The following is a 23,386-nucleotide window of genomic DNA, read 5'->3' as shown; positions in this document are numbered from 1 at the left end:
ATGCCGATCACGACCGGGTTCAACCACGTGGCGACACTCACCACCGATCTCGACCGCCACGCCGAGTTCTACCGCCGAGCGTTCGGCGCCGAGGTCACGTTTCGGATGGACGCCACGTCCGAGCACCCACGCATGTTCATCCTCGACCTCGGCGGTGGGGCGGCGCTGAACGTCTTCGAGGTCGCGAGCGAGGAAGAGATCCTCGGCGAGCGCCGCCGCCAGGGCGGGCGCGGCGCGATCGACCACTTCGCGCTCCAGGTGGGATCCTTCGCCGAGTTGGAGGCGGCCAGGGAGCGCCTCGTCGACGCCGGTGCCGAGGTCGGCGAGATTCAGCGCCTCGGCAACGAGTGGTCGCTGTTCTTCCGCGACGTCGATGGGATGGAGCTCGAGGTCTGCGCTCCGGGAACCAGCTGATCGGCAAGGGCCCGATCGGTCGGGTCAGCGTTCCAAGCCGCGGGCGATGATCTCTTTCATCACCTCGGTCGCCCCGCCGAAGATGCGCGTGACGCGAGCGTCTGCGTATGCCCGCGCGATCGGGTACTCCAGCATGTAGCCGTAGCCGCCGTGGAGCTGGACTCCGGCGTCGACGACCCGTCCCTGCAGCTCGGTGCACCACCACTTGGCCATCGCCGCGGTCTCGGGCTCGAGCTCGCCGGAGTTGAGCGCCTCTACGCAGCGATCGACGAAGGCCTGCGCGACCTCGACCTCGGTGGCCATCTCGGCCAGGGTGAACCGGGTGTTCTGCAGCGCGAGCAGTGGTTGGCCGAACGCGCGGCGCTCTTTCACGTGAGCGACGGTCCACCCCAGCGCGGCCCGCGCGGCGGCCACGCCGGTGACGGCGATCGACAGCCGCTCCTGGGCCAGGTTGCGCATCAGCATCTTGAACCCGTGCCCCTCCTCCCCGAGGCGGTTGGCCACGGGGACGCGCACGTCGGAGAAGTACAGCTCGGCGGTGTCCTGCGAGTGCAGGCCCACCTTCGACAGGTTGCGGCCACGCTCGAAGCCGGGCATGTCGCGCTCGACGACGAGCAGCGAGAGACCGCCATGGCGGTCGGTCGGGTCGGTCCGGACCGCGACCACCACCAGGTCGGCGTTGATCCCGTTGGTGATGAACGTCTTCGACCCGTTCACCACGTACTCGTCCCCGTCGCGGGTGGCGCTCGTGGTGATCGACGCGAGGTCGGATCCCGCTCCCGGTTCGGTCATCGCCACGGCCGTGATCAGCTCGCCGCGACAGATGGCGGGCAGCCAGCGCTGCTGCTGCTCCGAGCTCGTCAGGTGGGTGAAGTACGGCATGCAGATGTCGTTGTGCAGGGTGAGCCCGAGCGCGACGCCTGCTGCGCCGGCGTAGACCAGCTCCTCGCCGAAGACCATGTTGTAGCGGAAGTCGCGAACCCCGCCACCGCCGAGCTCCTCGGGGACGTCGACACCGAAGAAGCCGTGCTTCCCGGCGGTGGCGAAGAGCTGGCGGTCGACTATCCCCGCCTGCTCCCAGCGCTCGACGTTGGGCAGCACCTCTCGCTGGACGAAGGCCGACACGCTCTCCCGGAACAGCTCGTGAGTCTCCTCGAACAGGGTTCGCTTCATTGGGGTGGCGTTCAGTCCTCCAGGGCGGTCACCGCGGGAATCGACCCTAGCCTCACGGCGAGGAGAGAGGGGCGGAGATGGAGCAGGCCGATCGGGTCGAGCAGATCGAGCTGGCGGGCGCCGGGGGATTGCGGCTGGTCGCCGACGTCGCCGGCCCTCCCGAAGGCCCGCAGGTGGTGCTGCTCCACGGCGGCGGGCAGACCCGCCATGCGTGGAGGGGGTCTCTGCTCGCGCTGGCCGCAAGGGGCTGGCGCGCCTACTCGGTCGACCTGCGCGGTCACGGCGACAGCGACTGGGCGCCCGACGGCGACTACACGATCGACGCGTTCGCGAACGACGTCACCGCTGTCGCCCGTGCACTGCGGCGCCCTGCCCTCGTCGGAGCCTCGCTCGGTGGCATCTCCGCACTGATGGCCGCCGGCGAGCACGACCCCCCACCGGCGTCGGCGCTCGTGCTGGTGGACGTCGCTCCCAAGCTCGAACGCGCCGGGACCGACCGGGTGGGCGGGTTCATGCGGGCTCACGCGGAATCCGGCTTCGCGAGCCTCGACGAGGTGGCCGACGCCATCGCTGCTTACAACCCTCACCGCCCGCGGCCGACCGACCTGTCCGGGCTGCGCAAGAACGTCCGCCAGCGTGCCGACGGCCGCTGGGTGTGGCACTGGGACCCGGAGTTCTTGAACGGCCGGCTGGGCTCGATCGACGAATCGCGTACGTCCACGATGCGCGCCTCGCGCCTCGAAGCGGCGGCCAGGGGGCTCACCGTCCCGACGCTGCTGGTGCGGGGGAGGATGAGCGACATCTTGAGCGAGGAGGGAGTCCGCCAGATGCTGGAGCTCGCCCCGCACACCAAGTTCGTCGACGTCGCCGGTGCTGGGCACATGGTGGCCGGAGACCGCAACGACGCCTTCAACGACGTCGTGTTCTCGTTCCTCGAAGACGTCCGGGGCGGCGCGGCCGGCTAGCGGTCGGGGGGCACGAACGACCGGAGCAGGTCGGCCAGCTCCAGCGGCTGGTCGCTCTGCACCGCGTGACCGGCGCCTTCGACCACCTCCACACGCAGGCCCGGGATGCGCTCACGCATCCCCTCCACGTCCTCGTCGCGCACGTACCTGGACAGCCCGCCACGCACGAGCATCGCCGGGATGGTGATCCCTGCGACGTCGTCCCACAGCGCCGTGAAGTCCACCCACTGCCCGTCACCGTCGGTGCCGCCGGCGGCGGGCTCGGGGCGCGGGCCGAACAGGTCGTATCGCCAGGTCCACAGCCCGTCCGCGCGGCGGTACGCGTTGTGGCGGACGCCGCGGCGCACGCCCGACGCCGCGCGGTAGGGGCTCATCGCGATCGCCGCCTCGGCCATCTCCTCCAGCGAGGCGTACGTAGGTGGGCCGCCGATCAGCGCCACCGAGCCGCGTTCGAACGTCGTCATCTCCCGGGTGGGGTCGTTGATCTGCGGGGTGACGTCGATCATCACCACCCTCCTGCACAACTCCCCGCGCGTCGCGGCGAGGCGGATCGCGGTTGCCCCGCCGAGCGACATGCCGACGACCGCCGACAACTGCGGCGCGAGGCGCTCGAGCGCGTGGGCGACTGCCGTGGCGTTGCGCCACGGGCCGTAGTCACGGTCGCCGCGCCGATACGAGTGGCCGTGGCCGGGAAGGTCGAACGCGATCGCCGGGCGTCCGAGCGCCAGGCCGACCGTGTCCCACGTGTGCGCGTTCTGGCCGGCACCGTGCAGGAAGCCGATCTCGGGCTCTGCTGTGCCCCAGCGCAGGTAGGACATCCACTCGCCGGCACCCACCTCGACCACCCCGCGGCTCACGACCGGGGGCGGATCGTCGGGGAGACCCCATTCCTGCGCGTTCTCGTGGTAGAGGCCGAGCTCGTCGTACCCGTCCTCGGCCATCGTCTCGACCAGGCGGTGCTCGGCCATCAGTTGATCAGCGGGTCGCGGGGCAGGCCGAGGATGCGCTCGCCGATCTGGTTCCGCTTGATCTCCGAGGTCCCCCCGGCGATCGACATCGCCCGGTGCATCAGCACGAGGATGCCCGACATCGCGCCGGGACCGTCGAGGAAGGCGCCGTCGGGACCGGTCAGCTCGGCCAGGATCGCCGCTGCCTCGTGGCCCGCCTCGGACAGGACGAGCTTGGTCACGTTGCCCTCCGGGCCGGGCCCGCCGCCGGCCACCGCGCGGTGCGCGCTGCGCAGGTTCATCGCGGTCATCGCCTCGTTGACGGCGACGTACCGTCCCAGCCGGCCGGCACCGCCGGAGAGACGCTCCGGATGGGCGTCGAACGCGGCGACGAACGTCTCTCCGGGCAAGGCCAGGCCGCCCTGGCCGCCGCCGATGCTCACGCTCTCGTTGCCGAGCGTGGCGCGCGCGACCGTCCATCCGCCGTCGATCGGCCCGACGACGTCGTCGTCGGGCACGAACACGTCGGTGAAGAACACCTCGTTGAACTCCGAGTCGCCCGTCGGCATCTTCAACGGGCGTACCTCGACGCCTTCGGCCGACATGTCGATCACCATCGTGGTGATCCCCTCGTGCTTCGGTACGTCTGGGTTCGTGCGCACCGTGGCGAACCCGAAGCTGCTCAGGTGGGCGCCACTCGTCCACACCTTCTGCCCGTTCACCAGCCATCCGCCGTCCACCCGGGTGCCCTTGGTCTTCACCCCCGCGGCGTCCGACCCGGCGTCGGGCTCGCTGAACAGCTGGCACCAGATGACGTCCTGGCGCAGTGCGGGCCTCACCCAGCGGGCGACCTGGTCGTCGGTGGCGTGCTGGATGAGCGTCAGGATCACCCATCCGGTGATGCCGTACGCCGGGCGCTTGACGCCGGCGGCGGCGAACTCCTGCTCGATGACGAGCTGCTCGACGGCGCTCGCGTCGCGACCAAAGGGCTTCGGCCAGTGCGGCATCGCGTAACCGGCCTCGATCAGCGCGTCGCGCTGGGCGGTGCCTTCGAGGCCCGCCACCTGGTTCGCGAAGGCCCGCACCGTGTCGCGGATCGGCTCCGCCTCGGGCGGCAGGTCTACCGAGCGCTTGCGGCGCACGCCGGCGCGCAACAGGTCGGTGGTCTGGCGCGCGGACTCCTCGGCGTCGAGCACGGCGGCCAGCGCCGCCGCCCGGCGCAGGTACAGGTGCGCGTCGTGCTCCCACGTGAACCCGATCCCGCCGTGCACCTGGATGTTGAGCTGGGCGTTCTGGTCGGCGGCGGCGAGGGCGAGCGTGGCGGCGAGCGACGCGGTGTAGCTGAACTGGTCGCCGCCGGTGGCCGCGGCGCGGGCGGCATCCCATACGGCGGCGGTGGCCAGCTCGGTGGAGACGAGCATGTTCGCGCAGTGGTGCTTGACCGCCTGGTACATGGCGATCGGGCGGCCGAACTGCACGCGCACCTTCGCGTACTCGGCGGCTTGCTCGGTGCACTCCCGTGCGATGCCGGTCGCCTCGGCGGCGAGGATCGTGCGGGCCATGTCGATGTACACCTGTCGTGCCCCGGCGATCACGTCGACGGCCACCCCCGACAGCGTCACCCGCGACGAGCGCCGCGTCGGGTCGAGGTTCGCGGGCGTCTCCGCCTGGACGCCCTTGCCGTCGAGAGGAACCACGACCACGTCTTCACCGCTGACCGCGAGCAGCACGTCGGCGAGCCCGCCTCCGAGAGCAGGGGCGACCGAACCGTTCGCCAGTCCGTCGCTCACCACCAGTTCGCCGGCGAGCGCGATCGCCGCTGTCTTCGTCCCCTCGCAGAGGCTCGGCAGCAGTCGGGCGCGCAGCTCGTCCGTGCCTGCTGCAGCGATCGTCGCACTCGCGACGACCGTCGGCACGAACGGTCCGGGGGTCAACGCGCGGCCGAGCTGCTCGACGACGACGACCAGTTCGGGCAGGCCGTAGCCGGAGCCGCCGTACTCGTCGGGAAGATGGAGGCCCAGCCAGCCGAGCTGGCGCAGCTCGGGCCACAGCTCGGGGAGCGCCTCAGAGGGCGCCGTCAGCAGCGTCCTTGCTGCCTCGCGGCTACGGCGCTTGGCGAGGAACTCCGCCGCCGTCTCGGCCAGTGCGCGGTGATCTTCGGTGATCGCGATCGACATGGGGGTGAACGTAGTGGGCCGGGCAGCCGACCTTCGGGCCGGGTGGGCTCTCTGCTCAGCGGTAGACGGGCGGGTCGTTGCGGCGGGGCGCGGCGAACTGGTCGTACTCGTTGCCGATGAACGTGTACGCCATGGCGTTCTGCAGCGCCATCGTGCGGGTCATGTCGAGCGATTCCCAGATCGCCCTGACGGTTCCCTGGATCGGCTTGGGCGATCGAGCGGCGATGGATGCGGCGATGGCGTGGGCGCGGTCCCACAGCTCGGCCCGCGGGGTGACCTCGGTGACGATGCCGAGGCGCAGCGCGGTCTCGGCGGTGATGCGCTCCTCGGTGCCCATCAGCGCCCAGCGCAGCACGTCGCCGAGCGGAACGCCGCGCGCGAGCAGCCCGATCGGCTCCAGCGCGGACGTGATGCCTCCGTTCGCATGCGGATCGAAGAACGACGCGTCGTCGGAGCAGATGACGATGTCGGCCTCGTTGATGAAGTACTGGCCGCCGCCGGCGCAGATCCCGTGGACCGCGGCGACGACCGGCTTCCAGCACCGGTGGTAGAGCTTGGGCCCGAGCGTCGAGCCGGGGTCGTACGAGTTCCACACGTTGTCGCTCATGAACCAACCGGTGCCGGACTTCACGTCGATGCCGGTGGAGAAGGCGCGCTCGCCGGCAGCGCGCAGCACCACGGCATGGATGTCGTGGGTGTCGCGCACCGTCTCCCACGCCCAGCCCATCTCACGGCCCATCTCGTCGTTGAACGAGTTGAGCGCGTCCGGGCGGTTCAGAGTGATCGTGGCGACGTGGTCGTCGCCGACCTCGAACGAGATGGTGCTGGTCTCCAACTGGTCCTCCTGTCTCGGCAGGCGACGACGCTAGACCCAGCACCACTCGATCGAGGTGGTTCAGCCGATGCCCCGTCAACCCTCGGGCCCGGTGAACTCGACCAGCTCGGCGAAGCCGTCACCACCGGCGGTCTTCTCCTCCCGGATCAGCCCGACGCCGCGGGCGTACCACTTCTGCTCGATCGTGTCGGGTTCGAGGGGGTTCCAGTCACGGGTGACGACGACGTCGTCGAAGCTGCCACCGGGGACGACGAGCGAGGAGCTGACCTCGATGAGCTCCATCATGTCCTCGGCCTCCCCGGGGTAGAACTCCTGGCGGTAGGCGTCGCCGACCTTCGGTACGGCCGGCATCACGATGCCTGGCATCGCCCCGTCGACCCCTGCTGTCCACGAGCCGGCGGTGCTCACCAGCTCGCCGTCTTCGTAGTCCGAAACGGCCTCGCCCAGGTACCAGACGTTGCCGGCGGAGTCCTGGGCGAACCAGTCGTACGTGTCCTCGACCAGCTCACCGCCGATGGTGACGGTGTCACGTACGACGGTGGCCGAGATCCCAAGGATCGACTCCCGGTCACCGGTGACCGTCACCTCGACCACCTCGAGCTCGCCGTCCGATTCGCCTTCGTAGCGCCAGCTCGCTCCGACCGGCATCGGCATGAAGGGGTTGTCGATCACGTCGACGAAGTCGTCGGGGTCGAGCACCGGTGCGTAGTCGCCGCCGTCGCCGGGGTCGACGACCGGCGCGGCCGCGGAGTCGTCGCCTCCGCACGCCGCGAGCAGGGCGACGACGGAGCCGGCGAGCGCGGTCGCGACGCGGCGGCGACGGGGTCGGTCGTGGCGAACGTGGTGGCGGCGGTGGTCGGTCCTCATGCCGTGATCGTGCGCCATGTCGGCTGAACGGCTGCTGAACCTCGTGAGGTCGCGTTCAGCTCCGGGTCAGCCGGCTCGGGCACACTTGGCGGCGATGAAGCTGCTGCTCGTCGAGGACGACGTGAAGATCGCGGCCGCGGTCGAGCGCGGTCTCGAGGCAGAGGGGTTCAGCGTGGAAGTCGCGTCGACCGGCGACGAGGGGCTGTGGCGGGCGATGGAGGGCTCCTACGACCTGATCCTGCTCGACATCATGCTGCCGGGGCGCAACGGCTACCGGATCTGCGCGGACCTGCGCGCGGCCGGCGATTGGACCCCGATCCTGATGCTGACGGCGAAGGACGGCGACCTGGACGAGGCCGAGGGGCTCGACACCGGCGCCGACGACTACCTGGTCAAGCCGTTCTCGTTCGCCGTGCTGGTCGCGAGGGTGCGCGCGCTGCTGCGCCGCACGGGTGGCGGCGACCCGGTGCCCCTGACGGTCGGCCAGTTGCGCATCGACCCCCGGGCGCGCCGGGTGTGGATGCAGGACTGCGAGGTGCTCGTCACCACGCGGGAGTTCGAGCTGCTCGAGTTCTTCGTGCGACGGGAGGGCCAGGTGCTCTCCAAGGCGGAGATCTTGAAGGGGGTGTGGAGCGACGACTTCGACGGTGACCAAAACATCGTCGAGGTGTACGTCGGGCGCCTGCGACGCAAGCTCGAAGCGCCGGGCGGTGCTGAAGCGCTGATCACGACCGTGCGCGGTTCGGGCTACCGGTTGGGCGGCTGCTGAGATGTGGCGCGGGGTTCGCGCCCGGACGACCGCTGTGGCGGCGGTGGTCGTGGTCGTCGTGCTCGTCGCCACGGCGGCGGTCCTGCTCGGCGTCCAGCGTCGGATGCTGACCGACAACCTCGACCAGGCGTTGGTCGCGCAGGCCCGCCTTCTGGCGGATGCCGTCGCCGAGGCGAACCCGGCCCATCCGCTGGCGCCGCAGGGCGACGACGACGGGATCGCCCAGGTGACCACGCTCGACGGCGTCGTGCTCGCGTCGACGGCGAACTTCGCGGATCGCCCGGCGCTGACGTCGCCGGCCACCTCGACCGGTGGTGAAGAAGCGCGCTGGACGGCCGAGCTCCTGGAGGGCGAGCCGGACTACCGAGTGGTCTCGATGCGCGTCGAGGACCGCTTCGTGCACGTCGCCGCACCCGTGGACGACATCGACGAGAGCCTGTCCGCGCTGCGCCTCGGCTTCGCCGGGGCGATCCCGGTGGTTGCCGCCGTTCTGGCCGGGCTCACGTGGTGGCTCGTCGGCAGGACGCTGCGCCCAGTCGAGGCGATCCGGCGCGAGGTCACGGAGATGACGGGGGAGAACCTCCACCGGCGCGTGCCGGAGCCCGCCGGTCGTGACGAGATCCACCGCCTCGCGCTCACCATGAACGAGATGCTCGATCGCGTCGAACGCGCGGCCGGCTCTCAGCGCCAGTTCGTCGGCGATGCCTCACACGAGCTGCGCAGCCCGCTCGCCCGCATTCGCTCCGAGCTCGAGGTCGATCTCGCCCATCCCGAGACCGCCGACATGCGCTCCACCCACGAGAGCGTGCTCGAGGAGGCGAAGCAGCTCGAGCGCCTCGTCGACGACCTGTTGGTCCTTGCCCGCTTCGACGACGACCGGGCGAGGCAGGCGCCGGCGGTAAGCGTGGACCTCGACGACGTCGTGCTGCGCGAGGTGCGTCGTATGCGTGCCGGGCTTCGCGCAGGAGTCGTCGTCGACACGGCTGCGGTCTCCGGCGCCCAGGTGCACGGCGATGCAGCCGAACTCGCGCGGCTCGTGCGCAACCTGCTCGACAACGCCGCGCGCCACGCCGTCTCCGTCGTGGAGGTGTCCCTGTCCGAACGCGCCGGGATGGCGACGCTGGCTGTCGCCGACGACGGCCCCGGCATCGCCCCGGATCAGCGCGAGCTGGTCTTCGAGCGCTTCGGTCGCGTGGACGGTGCCCGCAGCCGCGACGCCGGCGGGTCCGGGCTCGGCCTTGCCATCTGTCGCGCGATCGTGGAGCGCCATCGGGGCACGATCGGAATCGACGCCGAGCATCGCCGCGGGGCACGGTTCGTCGTACAGATCCCCGCCGCGCCTTAGAGTCCGGCAGATGACCGATCTGTTCGACCTGAGTGGCAAGGTGGCGCTCGTCACCGGTGGCAGCCGGGGCCTCGGCTACGAGATGGTGAAGGCGTTCGCCGAGCACGGTGCCGACGTCGTCGTCGCCAGCCGCAAGCTCGACGCCTGCGAGCAGGTGGCCGCCGAGGTGCGCGCGCTCGGCCGCAAGGCGCTCGCCGTCGAATGCCATGTCGGCAAGTGGGACGAGGTCGACGCGCTGGTCGAGCGGGTGTATGCGGAGTTCGGCCGGATCGACGTGCTGGTGAACAACGCGGGCATGTCGCCCCTCGCCCCGTCGTCGCACGAGACCAGTGAGGAGCTGTTCGACAAGGTCGTCTCGGTCAACTGGAAAGGCCCGTTCCGGCTGGCGTCCACGGTCGCGGCCCGCATGCGCGACGCGGGCGGTGGGGTGATCATCAACGTCTCCAGTTCCGGTGCGCTCCGCCCGACACCGTCGGCGACGCCCTACTGCGGCGCCAAGGCGGCGCTGAACGTGATGACCGAGTGCTTCGCCCTCGAGTACGGGCCGACGGTGCGCGTCAACACGATCTCCGCCGGACCGTTCCTGACCGACATCTCCAAGGCCTGGCCGGCCGCGGCCCGCGAGCGTTGGTCCAATCCGCTCGGTCGCCCCGGGCGGCCGGAGGAGATCGTCACCACAGCGCTGTACCTGGCCAGCCCGATGTCGTCGTTCACCACAGGCGCCATGGTGCGCTGCGACGGCGGCCTGCCCTGACCCGGCGCGAGGTCACGGCGCTAGTGCGTAGTGTCGCGACAGGCGGCTAGCGGGAGGTGCGGGATTGAGACGCCGTGTCGGCGACGAGATGTACACGGAAGCGCCGCCTCTGGCCGCGTGGATGGCACTCGTCGGCGCCATCTCCGGTCATCCGTCCCTGAAGGTCGAGTCCCAGGTCGAGCAGGAGATGCGCCTCGAGTTCCAGTCCGGCTGGTCGGCCTTCACCACCGGGCAGCGGATGTCGGCGTCGGTGGTGCCCCAGGGTACGGGTTCGCTGATCCGGGTCGGCGGTGTCGGCAAGGTGTCGACGCAGATCGGGAGCGCGAGCAGGATCAAGAAGCTGATCGGTGAGATCTTCGCGTCCACGGCCAACCGGCTCGGCCCTGTCGCACCTCCGCCGCCGTTTTAGGCCCGCTCCGACGCTGAACGAGTCCGGGCCGCCTCGAATCAGTCGGAGCTGTACTTGTCCGAGTGGTGGGCGGTCGCGTCGGGGGCGTCGACGCCGTCGGGGAGAGGCGCGTGGAGGCTGACGATGCGACCGTCGGGATCGCGCACGAGAGCTTCGACCACGCCCCAGTGCTCGGGCGTGAAGGGCTTCGCGAAGTCGGCTGGGGGATCGGGCAAGAACGCGGTCGAGTCCGCCACCCGCAAGATCGGTTGGGTCGTGAGATCGGACTCGTGCTGCTCGCTGACGAACACGTACGGGCCGCCCGCTGGGTGCACCCACTGGCCCGAGCCGTGGTCGGACTCGAACACGCTCACGAAGCCCAGCGACGCCCAGAACGCAGCGGTGGCCGCGTAGTCGCGAGTCTCGACGTAGAAGCCCTCGAACCCCTCGGTCGCCATGGCGGGCGTCCTCCCTCTCTCGAGCGGGTGACGGTGTGTGGTTTCAGGACATAGGAAACGGGTGTCGCGAGACATAGGAAACGCGGGGTCCGCGGCCGGGGTGGGTCCGGCGGTGACCGTTGCCGGTGTCGATAGCCCGTCTGGTCATCACCGCTGTCGTTGTCCAGGGACGCTCCCAGGCTGAGGTCGCCCGCACCTACAAGGTGTCGAAGGGGTGGGTGTCGAAGCTCGTGGCCCGCTACCGCGCCGAAGGCGAGGCGGCGTTCGAGCCACGATCGCGTCGCCCGGCCCGCTCGCCGACCGCGACCCCTGAGACTGTCGTCGAGCTGGTCCTCGAGCACCGCAAGTCTCGTGTCGCCGGCGGGCTCGACGCCGGCCCGGCGACGTTGGTGTGGATCCTCGAACACCATCACCACATCCGGGTGTCAGCAGCGACCATCTGGCGGATCCTGCGCCGCGCCGGGGCCGTGGACCCCCAACCGCACAAGCGTCCCCGCTCGTCGTACATCCGCTTCCAAGCCGACCAACCCAACGAGTGCTGGCAAGCCGACTTCACCCACGTCCGCCTCGCCGACGGCACCGACGTCGAAGTCCTCACCTTCCTCGACGACCACTCCCGCTACCTCATCTCGGTCACCGCCCACCGTCGGGTCACCGGCCCCATCGTCGTGGCCGCCTTCCGCCAAGCGTGCGCCACCCACGGGATCCCCGCATCCACCCTCACCGACAACGGCATGGTGTTCACCACCCGCCTGTCAGGTGGCCGCGGTGGCCGCAACGGCTTCGAGACCGAACTACGCCACCTCGGCGTCACCCAGAAGAACTCCCGACCCAACCACCCCGGCACCTGCGGCAAGGTCGAACGCGTCCAACAAACCATGAAGCTCTGGCTCACCGCCCGACCACCCGCCACCACGATCGACGAGCTCCAACAGCTCTGCGACCGCTTCGTCGACGTCTACAACCACCAGCGCCCCCACCGCTCCCTACCCGGCCACAGCACCCCCGCCGTCGCCTACGCGACACGGCCCAAAGCCACACCCGGCACCCGCGACGACGACCGCCACCACCGCGTCCGACGCGACACCGTCGACCAAGCCGGACGCGTCACCCTGCGCCACCACGGACGCCTCCACCACATCGGCCTCAGCCGAACCCTCGCCCGAACCCGCGTCCTACTCCTCATCGACGACCTCGACATCCGCGTCATCGACGCCGCCACCGGCGAGCTCTACCGCCACCTCACCCTCGACCCCACCCGCGACTACCAACCCTTCAACGACCGAGACCCCCGACCCACCCGAAAAACAACACAGTCCGAACCCCAATGAAGGTTCGGACCGTTTCCTATGTCTCGCGACATCACACTCGAGCGGGTGACGGTGTGTGGTTTCAGGACATAGGAAACGGGTGTCGCGAGACATAGGAAACGCGGGGTCCGCGGCCGGGGTGGGTCCGGCGGTGACCGTTGCCGGTGTCGATAGCCCGTCTGGTCATCACCGCTGTCGTTGTCCAGGGACGCTCCCAGGCTGAGGTCGCCCGCACCTACAAGGTGTCGAAGGGGTGGGTGTCGAAGCTCGTGGCCCGCTACTGCGCCGAAGGCGAGGCGGCGTTCGAGCCACGATCGCGTCGCCCGGCCCGCTCGCCGACCGCGACCCCTGAGACTGTCGTCGAGCTGGTCCTCGAGCACCGCAAGTCTCGTGTCGCCGGCGGGCTCGACGCCGGCCCGGCGACGTTGGTGTGGATCCTCGAACACCATCACCACATCCGGGTGTCAGCAGCGACCATCTGGCGGATCCTGCGCCGCGCCGGGGCCGTGGACCCCCAACCGCACAAGCGTCCCCGCTCGTCGTACATCCGCTTCCAAGCCGACCAACCCAACGAGTGCTGGCAAGCCGACTTCACCCACGTCCGCCTCGCCGACGGCACCGACGTCGAAGTCCTCACCTTCCTCGACGACCACTCCCGCTACCTCATCTCGGTCACCGCCCACCGTCGGGTCACCGGCCCCATCGTCGTGGCCGCCTTCCGCCAAGCGTGCGCCACCCACGGGATCCCCGCATCCACCCTCACCGACAACGGCATGGTGTTCACCACCCGCCTGTCAGGTGGCCGCGGTGGCCGCAACGGCTTCGAGACCGAACTACGCCACCTCGGCGTCACCCAGAAGAACTCCCGACCCAACCACCCCGGCACCTGCGGCAAGGTCGAACGCGTCCAACAAACCATGAAGCTCTGGCTCACCGCCCGACCACCCGCCACCACGATCGACGAGCTCCAACAGCTCTGCGACCGCTTCGTCGACGTCTACAACCACCAGCGCCCCCACCGCTCCCTACCCGGCCACAGCACCCCCGCCGTCGCCTACGCGACACGGCCCAAAGCCACACCCGGCACCCGCGACGACGACCGCCACCACCGCGTCCGACGCGACACCGTCGACCAAGCCGGACGCGTCACCCTGCGCCACCACGGACGCCTCCACCACATCGGCCTCAGCCGAACCCTCGCCCGAACCCGCGTCCTACTCCTCATCGACGACCTCGACATCCGCGTCATCGACGCCGCCACCGGCGAGCTCTACCGCCACCTCACCCTCGACCCCACCCGCGACTACCAACCCTTCAACGACCGAGACCCCCGACCCACCCGAAAAACAACACAGTCCGAACCCCAATGAAGGTTCGGACCGTTTCCTATGTCTCGCGACATCACATCGAGCGGGTGACGGGAATCGAACCCGCATAGCCAGCTTGGAAGGCTGGAACTCTAGCCATTGAGCTACACCCGCGAACGGGCGTGCACTCTACCGGCGCGGGCGGCCATGATTGGGCCGACCTTCGAGGGGAGCACTTCATGGAACGCATCTGGCGCGGGGTGGGTCGATGGCTCGGCAACCGCACCACAGCCGCATTTGCGATCATCGTCGTCGTCACCGCGGTGACGCTCGTCGGGGCTGCCCAGCTCGACTTCGCGACGGGGCAGGACAGCTACCTGCAGCCCGATTCGCAGGAGGCGAAGGACAACCGCGCGTACCAAGAGCTCTTCGGCGGAGAGAACATGGTGGTGCTCTTCACGATGGAAGAGGACCACACGGTGGCCGACCTCTTCACCCCCGCCAACATCGAGCAGATGCGCGCCGTCGAGGACCAGCTGCGCGGCGACCCGTCGATCCAGAACGTCGTCTCGCCGCTGACGGCGCTGCAGTGGACGGGCGATCTCGTGACGAGCGGTACTGCCTCGCAGATCCTCAGCAGGGCGATGGAGCGGGAGACCGACGAGACGGCGATTGCAGCTCGTGAGCAGGACGAGCGCGTCACGTTGGCGCGCGTCGCGGCGGCCGGAGTGCCCGGGATGGAGAACCCGGAGTGGATCAAGTTTCTGCTGTTCGAGAACGTCGGCTTCGAGCTCGCCGACGACGGCACCCTGACGGCGCCACCCGACCCCGAGCTCGTCGTGCGCAAGGCCCTGCGCGCGTTCATCCCGGACACCACCCATGCCCTGCTCGCGGCGATCCTCGTCGGCAACGCCCCCCTTGACCAGCTTGCCGACGGTTCCGAGGCGGTCTTCGCCTCGCTGGAGGGACGCGGCTTCGAGAACTCCGCCGTGATCGTCACCGGCACGCCTACGTTCCTGACCGAGATCAACGAGTACCTACAAGGCGGGATGCTGTTGCTTGGCGGGATCGCGGTGCTGGTGATGATCGTCGTGCTGATCGTCGCGTTCAACGTCCGCTGGCGACTGCTGCCGCTGCTCGGGATGATCGTCGGGGTGATCTGGGGGTTCGGCATCTTCGGGTTCACCGGCTCTGACCTGTCACTCGTCACGATCGCGGGGCTGCCGATTCTCATCGGGATGGGCATCGAGTTCTCGATCCAGCTCCACAACCGCGTGGAGGAGGAGTGCGTCATCGACCACGAGGCGGGCCCGTTCGCCGAGACCGCTCGGGCTCTCGGGCCGCCGTTGCTGCTCGCCACGATCGCCGCCGCTCTTGCGTTCCTGGCGATGCTCATCTCCCGGGTGCCGATGGTTCAGGACTTCGGCGTGCTGCTCGCGATCGGCATCGTCGCCCTCCTCTTGTCGGGGATCGTGACGATGCTCAGCGTGCTCGGTCTGCGTGAGCGGCGGAAGCCGACCACCAGCACGGCCGGGAGGGGCTGGGTGGAAAAGACCGTCGACTGGCTCGGTTCGCTGCCGAGGGGGGCGGTCGTCCCGCTCATCTTGATCTCGATCGTCATCCCTCTCGTCGGCCTCGCGCTGGAAGACAGGGCCAAGATCGAGAGCGACCCGGTCAACTGGGCCAACCAGTCCAGCACCGCCATCCGCAACGTGCGCACCCTCACCGAGGAGACCGGCTTCGCGTCGACGCTCGGCATCTTCATCGAGGCCGACGAGGAGGGTGGCAACGGCATCTTCACCGACGAGATGGGTGCGTTCGTGCACGACCTCGTCTTCGCGTCGACCGACATGCACCCCGAGGTGCTGCCCGAGGCGTCGAGCCTGCCGACGACGGTCTCGTACCTGCTCGCGGTGCCGGGAGCGACGGCAATGCCGCCTACGGGCCTCGACATGTTGCAGGCGTACGAGGTGGCTCCGCCCGACATCCAGCGACTTCTGGTCGGGCCGGAGGGTAACTCGACGCAGGTGATGTACCAGGTGGGGGACTCCTCGCTCGAGACGCGCAGTGCCGTCGTGGACGACATCCACGCGCTCATCGCCGATCCCGGCGACGCGGCGCGGTTGCCCGCCAACGCGAGTGCCACCACTGGCGGGCTGGCGATCGTTGGGGTTGGCCTGCTCGACAACATCACGGCCAACAAGGCCCAGCTCACCCTGCTGGCCCTCGCCCTGGTGGCGGCCCTCGTCGTGCTGCGCCATCGCAGCGTGGCGAGGGCGCTGCTCACGATGATCCCCGTGCTGCTCGCGACCGGGGCGTCGGCGACGCTCGTCTCGCTGCTCGGCATCACGCTCAGCCCGCTCACCACGGTCGGTGGCCCGCTCGTCGTCGCCACCTGCGCGGAGTTCGCGATCCTGCTGGTGGACCGATACGCGGAGGAGCGCCAACGTGGGCTGACGCCCGCAGAGTCCCAGCGCGTCGCGGCCGACCGCACGGGTAGGGCGTTCCTGACCTCGGCGCTCACCACCATCGGCGGGTTTGCCGTGCTGATGTTCTCCTCGCTGCCGCTGCTGCGCGACTTCGGCGCGGCAGTCACCTTGAACATCGCCGTAGCCGTCATCAGCGCGCTCGTCGTCGTGCCGCCGCTGCTCGCCTGGGCCGACGACCGGGGTTACCTCCGCCTTCCCGGGACGCAGCGCGCGCCGGACACCGCTCCCGAGCGGCCCCGCCTCGTGCCCCAGCTCGTCGCTGCCGGCGTCGGTGCGTTGCTCGTCGCCGCCGCGGTGCTGACGGTGGTCACCGCCACCGACGAAGGTGATGCGCAGGCGGCCTCGGTGCAAACCGTGCCTGCCGGGGTGCCGGCGACGCTGCCGCCGCCGACCACCGCGCCGCCGCCGACGACCTCCCTCGCCCCCGACGCCACCTTGCCCCCAGGAGAGCCGGTCGAACCGGAGGGCCTCGTCGCCAGCACCTTCTACACGGCGCTCGTCGGCGCCGGGGTCGATCCCGGGGTGGCGCGTTGCGCAGCCGACAACCTGATCGCGAAGAAGAGCGAGGAAGAGCTGCTCGCGATGGGTGTAGCCACCAGTCCTCGCCCGCCCGAGGTCGACGCGATCCTCACCGAGGCCGCCACGCAATGTGGCGTCACCGAGGAGCAGCTCGCCGCGGCGGCCGGCTGATCAGGCTGATCAAGTTGGCAGGTTCGCCTCGATGTCGGCCACCAGGCCGGCGTCTTCGGGGGCGACCATCGGGCTGTAGCGCCTGACCACATCGCCGCTCGGCGACACCAGGAACTTCTCGAAGTTCCAGCGGATGTCGCCGGTGTGGCCCTCCGCGTCGGCCGTCTCCGTGAGCTCGGTGTAGATCGGGTGGCGGTCGTCGCCGTTGACGTCGATCTTCTCCATCATCGGGAACGTGACCCCGTAGGTGGTGCTGCAGAACGTCTCGATCTCTTCGGCCGAACCGGGCTCTTGGGCGCCGAACTGGTTGCACGGGAATCCGACGACGGTGAACCCCCTCGCGCCGTAGGTCTGCTGGAGCTGCTCGAGACCGGTGTACTGCGGGGTCAACCCGCAGCGGGAGGCGACGTTGACGATGAGCATCGCCTTGCCGTCGAGGTCGGCGAGCGAAGTGGGCTCGCCGCGCAGGGTGTTGATGGAGGCATCGAGGATCGACATCGCGAAAGCATGCCCGATCGGAGAGCCCGTTACGCCTGCGCACCCCCATGCGTCGACGCGTCCGCGGACGCGTCCGGGGGGTCTGTGGCGTACGGGTCGGCGCGTCCGCGGACGCGTCGGGGGGTCGGTGTCACACCGGCTTCGTAGGCTGGTCGTAGCGCAGCTCGACCAGCCCTGCGGTTCCGGTGTGCCGGGACAAGTGCCCCGACTGGGGTGCTGATCGGTGGTCCTTCATCCGGTGATTCGTGTTGCATGGAGGTCCCCCGATGGCTGCCCATGGTTGTTTGCTGCTCGATCGTTTGCGTGCGGTCGCCCACGCTTGGGCTCGTCACCAGAGCGAGCTGGTGATGTTGGCCGCCGAGCTCGCCGATGGCAGCGAGTGGATCGCGGACGGTTCGCCGACCGCGGCGCATTGGCTGGCCGCGGTCGCCGATGTCGAGACGTGCACCGCGCGCGAGTGGATCCGCATCGGACGCCAACTCGCCCGCTTGCCCGCGTCCGCGGACGCGTTCACCACCGGGCGGATCTCGTACTCCAAGGTCCGCACCCTGACCCGCATCGCCACCCCCGACAACGAGACCGACCTGGTCGCGATCGCCGAACACACCCCGGCGAGCGACCTCGCTCGGGAGCTCGCCCGGTGGATGCACCGCACCCACAGCGCAACTGAGATCGCCGGTCATCAACACCGCCAGCGGGGGCTGCGCTGGCGCCACGAACCCGACGGCACCGTCGCGTTCAGCGCCCGGTTGGAGCCCTTGGCCGCTGGCAGGCTGATCGCCGCCTTGCAGGCCAAGGTGATGATCCGCACCCGACCCACCAGCCGACCCGGTGTCTGTGATGGTGGCTGGCCGAGCGTCGCGCAGCAGTACGCCGACGCGCTCGATGCGCTGGTCACCAACGGCACCGGGGGCATCTTGACCGAGGTGATCGTGCACGTACGCGGTGACGGCGTCACCCTCGACGACGGCACCCCGATCGCGGGTTCGATCGTCGAGCGGATCGCACCGGGGGCGTTCCTGCGGGTCCTCACCCACGACGCGAACCGGCGCCCGATCAATGCCTCGGGGCGCCACCGCCACCCCAGCACCCGTCAGAAACGAGTGGTCAAAGAACGCGACCGGTGCTGCGTCGACTGCGGACGCAACGAGCTCCTCGAATACGACCACGTACCCGACTACGACACCACCCACCACACCCTCGTCGAAGAACTACAACTCCGCTGCGCACCCTGCCACCAGGCCCGCCATAAGCAGCCGACAGCACGGTCCTCGGAACGCACGGGCACGCCTGCGTAGCCTCTGCGGCGATGGACCGTCCGGGCGGGCTCGTGTGCCTCACCACCTGGAACATGCAGGGCTCGCAGGACTTCGACGTCGCCGAGGCGGCCGCCCGGCTGCGTGAGCTGGCCTCGCCCTACGAGATCGACGTCGCCGTCTTTCAAGAGGTCCAGCGCAAGCAGGCTGCCCGCCTCGGCACAGAGCTGGGGATGGCGTCGAGGCGGTGGGCCTTCAAGCACTGGCCCATCCGCTGTCCCTCCGAGGGCCTGGCGGTGGTCACCTCGCACCGCTTGGCCAGGACGCGTTCGGTGACCGTGCGCAGGGCTCGCTGGTGGAATTGGCGACGAAGGGTGGTGCTGCTCGCCGAGGTACGCCTGCCCTCGGACACGATCGTCGTCGCCGACGTGCACCTCTCCGCCGAACACGCGGCCGAGCAGCGCGACGTCGAAGTCGTTCGGCTACAGAATGCACTGAAGCGGTTCGATGCCGAGCGCGCGGCGGTCGTGGCGGGCGACTTCAACGACTGGCCCGGCTCGGCGGTGGTCACCGCGATGTCGGCGGCAGGTTGGCGCGACGCGTGGGCCGAGTGTCACGACGACGCACCCGGAGCCCAGGGAGCCACCAACTGGTCACCTGGAGACCGCACCGGGCGCTCACCCGACCAGCGCATCGACTTCGTGTTCGTGCCGTTGGGGTGGGAGGTGGTGGACATCCGTATCGGCGCACCAGGCGGCGCCGATGGCAGCTACCAGCAGTGGGCCGAGACCTCCGATCACCTTCCCTTGTGCTGCGTCTTGCGCCCTTCCTGAGGGCCGCCCTTCACAGAGAGGTGTCGAATGCCGGCTCCAGCACGGCCCGGCCCTCGTCGTCGGAGTGAGCGGCGGAGAGAGTGAGGTGAGCTCGCTTGCCGTCGATGTCGATCGTTGCCACCGCGTTCGCGAACAGCGGTCCCTCTTCGATCGACCAGCTCGCGTCGGGCACCCCGGCGCCGATGGAGCGGCGCAGGGCGCGCCCGAGCAGCCGCCCCGCGCGTGAGGTGGCGAAGCGCAGCACTCGCCGCTCGCGCCGGCGCAGCACGTTGCGCGTCGGCGAGCAGACGATCTGGTTCACCCTGGTGACCGGTATGCCGTCGGCTCGCGTCGGCGCGCCGCGCAGCGTCACGGGCGCGCGGTAGCTGAAGTGGACGTCACCGGACAGCACCGACACCGTGGCCGGAGCGTCACCGCGGCCGGCAAGCGCGGCGAACAGCCGGACGAGCTGGTTGAACGATGTGTCGAACGCCGGCCAGTGGTCCAAGTCGACGCCCCGGCGGAGCTTCTCGCCCAGTCGGCTCGCGCGGCGGCCCCAGCGCCCGTCGCACACCGCCTCGCTCCAGCGCTCGAAGTCGCTCAGGCCGCCGACCATGAAGACGGGGACGCTCGTCGCGATGAGCAGATGGTCGACGTCGGCCTCCACCTGCTGGCAGAGCCATGCCCACTCGCCGTCGTCGAGGATCCGCCGTGCCGAGGGGTCGAGCAGGCGGCCGTTGCGGCAGTCGACGACGATGAGGCGCGTACGTCCGAGATCACGGGAGAAGCTGAACTGGTAGCCGCCGAACACAGGAGTGTGGGCCTCGGACTCGCGTGCCCACTCCCACAGCTCGTTCGTCGCGTCACCGGCCTCGACGAAGCGCGCCAGCATGCCTTCGGCAGCGATCTCGCTGGGGGAGAGGTTGCCGAGGTGCTGGTACACCCAGTACGACACCAGCCCGCCGACGACGTGATCGTCCCACCACGGCAGCGACCGGATGTCGTCCACCCACCCGGCGGAGATGTTCCAGTCGTCGATCATGTCGTGGTCGTCGAACACCATCGCGCTCGGGATCACGGACAGCATCCAGCGCTCGACGTCGGGCTCCCACGACTCGTGGTACAGCCAGGTGTACTCCTCGAATCCGGCGACCATGCCCACCGGTGGCGCGTCGGGGCCCGAGTCGTCGCCCCGCGCGGCGCGGATCCGCTCCTGCGCGGCCGGGGAGGGGTCGTCGGCGTACACCTGGTCGCCGACGAACACCATCAGGTCGGGCCACTCGGTCGGCGCCTTGTCGAGCAGGTCGAGCCCGTAGGCACGCAGCGCGTCTACGCCGCGGCCGCGCTCGTCGGCGTCCAGTGACAGCGTGTACGGAGCGACGTGGGGTGCCGCCGACCGGCAGGAGCAGAACAGCACCTGCAGCGGGGCGTCCGCCGTGCGCGTCCGGATCACCGGGTGGGGGAGCCCCCAACCCGGCGGTGGCCAGGCGAGCGCGCCGTCGAGGCGCACGTCGTAGGGCGTGGCCGTCGCGGGGGCGAGGCCGGACACGACGACGAGCGCGTAGTGGTGTCCGGCGACGGCGAACGTGGGGGTGCAGTGGCCGAGCACCGCGACGGTGCAGGCCCTGTCGGTCTCGACCCAGATCGTGGCCGAACTGCCGTCGACGTAGCGCAGGATCGGGCCGAGAACGAGCCGCGGGCATCCGCTGGGGGCGCGCTCAGGCGGCATCGCCGAGGGGCACCGTCGAGCCGGGGAAGTCACGTCGGCGGGAGGTGGCCAGGATCACCCGCACCACACCGACGAGTGGGGTGAGCACGACCGCGCCGACGACGCCGGCCGCAGCACCTCCGGCGAGTGCCGCGAGCAGGGTCACCCATGCGGGCACGTCGATCGCTTCGCCGATCACCGTCGGTTGGATCAGGTGGTTCTCGACGAACTGGTAGGCGACGAACAGCGTGCCGGCGACCACCGCGGCGAGTGGGCCGGCCGCAAGAGCGAGCACCACCAGGGGGAATCCGCCCATGAACCCGCCGATCTGGGGAACGAAGTTCCACACGAACGCCCACACCGCGAGCACTGGGGCGAGCGCGATGCCAAGAGCGATGGCGATCGTGAACACCACTCCCGCGTTGAGCGCGGCGACGAGAGCAGCACCGGCGAGGTAGCCGCCGATCGAGCGCTGGGACACGTCGACGAGCCTCGTGAACTGCCGTCGCTTGGCTGCCGGGACGCGGCGTTGGACGGCAGCGAGCAGGCGGGGGCCGTCGAGCAGGAGCGCAAACGCGATGAGCACGGTCCAGAAGAGGTCGAGCACCCTCGCGCCGATGGTCGGCAACCACGACGACATGTCGCGGGCCTCCTGCAGCCGCTGGGGGAGATCGTTCATCTGATCCTCGACCCATGCCGCGGCTTCGCGGTCACGCAGCCATTCCCCGATCAACGGCAGGGACTCGAGCTCGGTGACCACCGTCGGCAGCTCCTCGCCGAGCTCGGTCGTGGTGTCGACACCTCCGGCGACGCCGGCGACGGTGGCTGCCCCGGCGACGGTTGCGATCAGCACGAACAACGCTGCCGCACCGGCGGCGCGGGGCAGATGCGCGCGGCGGCCGAGCCAACCGAGCGGGCGGCTGAGCGCCACCGCGACCAGTCCCCCGACGACAACCCAGACCATGGCCGCGCCGAGGTGCCCGGCGAGCATCCACGCGAGGACGCCCGCGACGACGGCTCCGGCCAGGGTGAGCAGGCCGCGCCGGCCGGGCGCGACCAGAACCGCGCCGGTGTCGACGCGCAGCAGGGCGCGGGATCCGGCGCGGTCGGGATCGGGAACGAGAGCGGGATCGACCGGCTCTCCGGGCGGTGCCGGGGTGGCGCCCGGCATGGTCAGCGGCGCGGCGGTGGTCAGCGCCGCAGCCGCGACAGAGGCGGCGACCAGGCACACGAAGAGGCCGCCGAACCCGGCCACCGTGACTCCCACGGCGAACGCGATGACGGAGAGCGCAGACCCGAGGCGCAGCCCGACGCGCGTGACCAGGCGTCTGCGGGCTAGGCCGGTGCCGAGCGCGATCACCAGTGCCGCGGCAAGCAGCAGAAGGCCCTCGGTGGGCCCGGCGGCGAAACCGGCGATGACCGCCGGCGCGATGCCGACGAGCCAACCGATCGTCGGCACCACGGCCCATGCGCCGGCCCAGCAGCCGAGCACGAACGCGCCCGAGATGTCGAGCGACCAGGCGGCGCCGGAAACGGCAGCCGTCACCGCGACTGCGAGCAACACCGTGCGGCGCACGTACGAGCCGCCGCGACGCTCGACGTCCGCGAGCATCGCCCGGACCTCTTCGCGCTGGTGCCGGGGCCAACGGCTGGCGAGCCAGTCCACCATGCGCGGAGCACCGCCCTGGAAGAACGCGGCGAGGATCACGACGAGCAGCAGGTCGATCGCCTGGCGACCGACCCCGGCGGCGTCGTCCTCTCCGGCGACGACGAGGGTGGGCAGCCGCTCGAGCACGTCACGCACCCCGTCGGCGGCGTCGAGCGACCCGGCCACCTCTGCCGGCACGCTTCCCGGCTGCCACGACTCGATCCGTTCGACGAGGTCGTCGGCAAGCCGCTCGGACTGACCGGCGAGGTCGTTCAACAGCAATGTGCCGAGGGCGACGGCGGCGACGAGCGTGGCCACCGCGGTCAAGGCCGCCGCCACGCCGGAGGGGACGGCGCGCGCGAGTCGGCGCCGGAACGGGTCGGTGACGAGCGCGAGCGAGCCGGCGAGCAGCACCAGACCGACGACGTCCGTCAACCGGAAGACCATCCGCGCCAGCACGACGGCACCCAGCGCGATCACGACGATGCGCGCCAGATCCCACCAGGGTCTGCTGGAGACGACCCCGGGAGCACCGGCTGGATGGCCGGGCTCGGCGAGGGGTTCGATCATGCGCAC

The 23,386-nt window shown here is 70.2% G+C and carries 20 protein-coding genes and 1 tRNA gene; 11 read left to right on the top strand and 10 right to left on the bottom strand.

The window, feature by feature from the left end; all coding sequences use genetic code 11:
* Positions 1–414, top strand: a complete 414-nt coding sequence (locus IPM43_01355; protein ID QQS25066.1) for a VOC family protein — start codon at positions 1–3, stop codon at positions 412–414.
* Positions 415–438: 24 nt separating this feature from the next.
* On the opposite strand, the gene IPM43_01350 is transcribed toward IPM43_01355, so the two are convergent.
* Entirely contained in the window at positions 439–1,602 is a 1,164-nt protein-coding gene (locus IPM43_01350) for an acyl-CoA dehydrogenase family protein (GenBank protein QQS26288.1), read from the bottom strand.
* A 62-nt stretch (positions 1,603–1,664) separates the two neighbouring features.
* On the opposite strand from IPM43_01350, the gene IPM43_01345 reads away from it, so the two are divergent.
* Complete coding sequence (locus IPM43_01345) at positions 1,665–2,552, top strand: alpha/beta hydrolase (GenBank protein QQS25065.1); 888 nt, start codon at positions 1,665–1,667, stop codon at positions 2,550–2,552.
* Here the strand turns inward: IPM43_01345 and IPM43_01340 are convergent.
* Genes IPM43_01340 through IPM43_01325 form a run of 4 tightly spaced genes read right to left on the bottom strand, consistent with a single transcriptional unit; the run spans position 2,549 to position 7,378 of the window.
* Positions 2,549–3,520, bottom strand: a complete 972-nt coding sequence (locus tag IPM43_01340; protein QQS25064.1) for an alpha/beta hydrolase — start codon at positions 3,518–3,520, stop codon at positions 2,549–2,551. The two genes, IPM43_01345 and IPM43_01340, sit on opposite strands and share 4 nt — an antisense overlap.
* On the bottom strand, positions 3,520–5,676 hold the full coding sequence (locus IPM43_01335) for an acyl-CoA dehydrogenase (protein ID QQS25063.1): 2,157 nt from the start codon (positions 5,674–5,676) through the stop codon (positions 3,520–3,522). Before IPM43_01335 ends, IPM43_01340 begins: the two co-directional genes overlap by 1 nt.
* Before the next feature lie 55 nt (positions 5,677–5,731).
* The gene (locus tag IPM43_01330; protein QQS26287.1) at positions 5,732–6,532 is read right to left on the bottom strand and encodes an enoyl-CoA hydratase/isomerase family protein; all 801 of its coding nucleotides are present in this window, start codon (positions 6,530–6,532) and stop codon (positions 5,732–5,734) included.
* A 54-nt stretch (positions 6,533–6,586) separates the two neighbouring features.
* Positions 6,587–7,378 (bottom strand): hypothetical protein, encoded by a 792-nt coding sequence (locus tag IPM43_01325; GenBank protein QQS25062.1) that lies wholly within the window; start codon positions 7,376–7,378, stop codon positions 6,587–6,589.
* 94 nt (positions 7,379–7,472) lie between these two features.
* Here IPM43_01325 and IPM43_01320 point away from each other — a divergent pair, with 94 nt between their 5' ends.
* The 4 genes from IPM43_01320 to IPM43_01305 all read left to right on the top strand — a co-directional run bounded on the left by IPM43_01320 (position 7,473) and on the right by IPM43_01305 (position 10,655).
* Positions 7,473–8,147, top strand: coding sequence for a response regulator transcription factor (locus tag IPM43_01320; GenBank protein QQS25061.1), 675 nt, complete (start codon positions 7,473–7,475; stop codon positions 8,145–8,147).
* 1 nt (position 8,148) lies between these two features.
* A complete protein-coding gene (locus tag IPM43_01315; GenBank protein QQS25060.1) occupies positions 8,149–9,492 on the top strand; it encodes a HAMP domain-containing histidine kinase in 1,344 nt (447 codons plus the stop codon).
* A gap of 10 nt (positions 9,493–9,502) precedes the next feature.
* Positions 9,503–10,246, top strand: a complete 744-nt coding sequence (locus tag IPM43_01310; protein QQS25059.1) for an SDR family oxidoreductase — start codon at positions 9,503–9,505, stop codon at positions 10,244–10,246.
* A 64-nt stretch (positions 10,247–10,310) separates the two neighbouring features.
* A complete protein-coding gene (locus IPM43_01305; protein ID QQS25058.1) occupies positions 10,311–10,655 on the top strand; it encodes a hypothetical protein in 345 nt (114 codons plus the stop codon).
* 38 nt (positions 10,656–10,693) lie between these two features.
* Here IPM43_01305 and IPM43_01300 read toward each other — a convergent pair whose 3' ends face one another.
* Positions 10,694–11,092 carry a VOC family protein gene (locus tag IPM43_01300; GenBank protein ID QQS25057.1) on the bottom strand — a complete coding sequence of 133 codons (399 nt, stop codon included), beginning with the start codon at positions 11,090–11,092 and terminating at the stop codon, positions 10,694–10,696.
* Between the two features lie 125 nt (positions 11,093–11,217).
* On the opposite strand from IPM43_01300, the gene IPM43_01295 reads away from it, so the two are divergent.
* Both IPM43_01295 and IPM43_01290 read left to right on the top strand, forming a co-directional pair.
* Positions 11,218–12,423, top strand: a complete 1,206-nt coding sequence (locus IPM43_01295) for an IS481 family transposase (GenBank protein ID QQS25056.1) — start codon at positions 11,218–11,220, stop codon at positions 12,421–12,423.
* A 143-nt stretch (positions 12,424–12,566) separates the two neighbouring features.
* Entirely contained in the window at positions 12,567–13,772 is a 1,206-nt protein-coding gene (locus tag IPM43_01290; protein QQS25055.1) for an IS481 family transposase, read from the top strand.
* 39 nt (positions 13,773–13,811) lie between these two features.
* Here IPM43_01290 and IPM43_01285 read toward each other — a convergent pair.
* A tRNA-Gly gene (locus IPM43_01285) sits at positions 13,812–13,883 on the bottom strand.
* 65 nt (positions 13,884–13,948) lie between these two features.
* On the opposite strand from IPM43_01285, the gene IPM43_01280 reads away from it, so the two are divergent.
* Positions 13,949–16,888: an MMPL family transporter gene (locus IPM43_01280; protein QQS25054.1), complete on the top strand. Its 2,940-nt coding sequence runs from the start codon at positions 13,949–13,951 to the stop codon at positions 16,886–16,888.
* A gap of 9 nt (positions 16,889–16,897) precedes the next feature.
* Here IPM43_01280 and IPM43_01275 read toward each other — a convergent pair whose 3' ends face one another.
* Positions 16,898–17,386 carry a glutathione peroxidase gene (locus IPM43_01275; GenBank protein ID QQS25053.1) on the bottom strand — a complete coding sequence of 163 codons (489 nt, stop codon included), beginning with the start codon at positions 17,384–17,386 and terminating at the stop codon, positions 16,898–16,900.
* A gap of 266 nt (positions 17,387–17,652) precedes the next feature.
* Between IPM43_01275 and IPM43_01270 the strand changes: the two genes are divergently transcribed.
* Together IPM43_01270 and IPM43_01265 are read left to right on the top strand one after the other, a co-directional pair.
* Entirely contained in the window at positions 17,653–18,684 is a 1,032-nt protein-coding gene (locus tag IPM43_01270; GenBank protein ID QQS25052.1) for a DUF222 domain-containing protein, read from the top strand.
* 11 nt (positions 18,685–18,695) lie between these two features.
* Positions 18,696–19,475, top strand: coding sequence for an endonuclease/exonuclease/phosphatase family protein (locus IPM43_01265; protein ID QQS25051.1), 780 nt, complete (start codon positions 18,696–18,698; stop codon positions 19,473–19,475).
* Between the two features lie 10 nt (positions 19,476–19,485).
* Here IPM43_01265 and IPM43_01260 read toward each other — a convergent pair whose 3' ends face one another.
* Complete coding sequence (locus tag IPM43_01260; protein ID QQS25050.1) at positions 19,486–21,183, bottom strand: alkaline phosphatase family protein; 1,698 nt, start codon at positions 21,181–21,183, stop codon at positions 19,486–19,488.
* Positions 21,173–23,380, bottom strand: coding sequence for an AI-2E family transporter (locus tag IPM43_01255; GenBank protein ID QQS25049.1), 2,208 nt, complete (start codon positions 23,378–23,380; stop codon positions 21,173–21,175). The genes IPM43_01260 and IPM43_01255 overlap by 11 nt, the downstream gene beginning before the upstream one ends.
* Positions 23,381–23,386: the final 6 nt, after the last annotated feature.

Source organism: Actinomycetota bacterium, from assembly GCA_016700055.1.
GTDB lineage: Bacteria > Actinomycetota > Acidimicrobiia > Acidimicrobiales > Ilumatobacteraceae > Kalu-18.
Note: the sequence above shows the minus strand (reverse complement) of the source record. Positions and strands in the feature narration are given on the sequence as shown.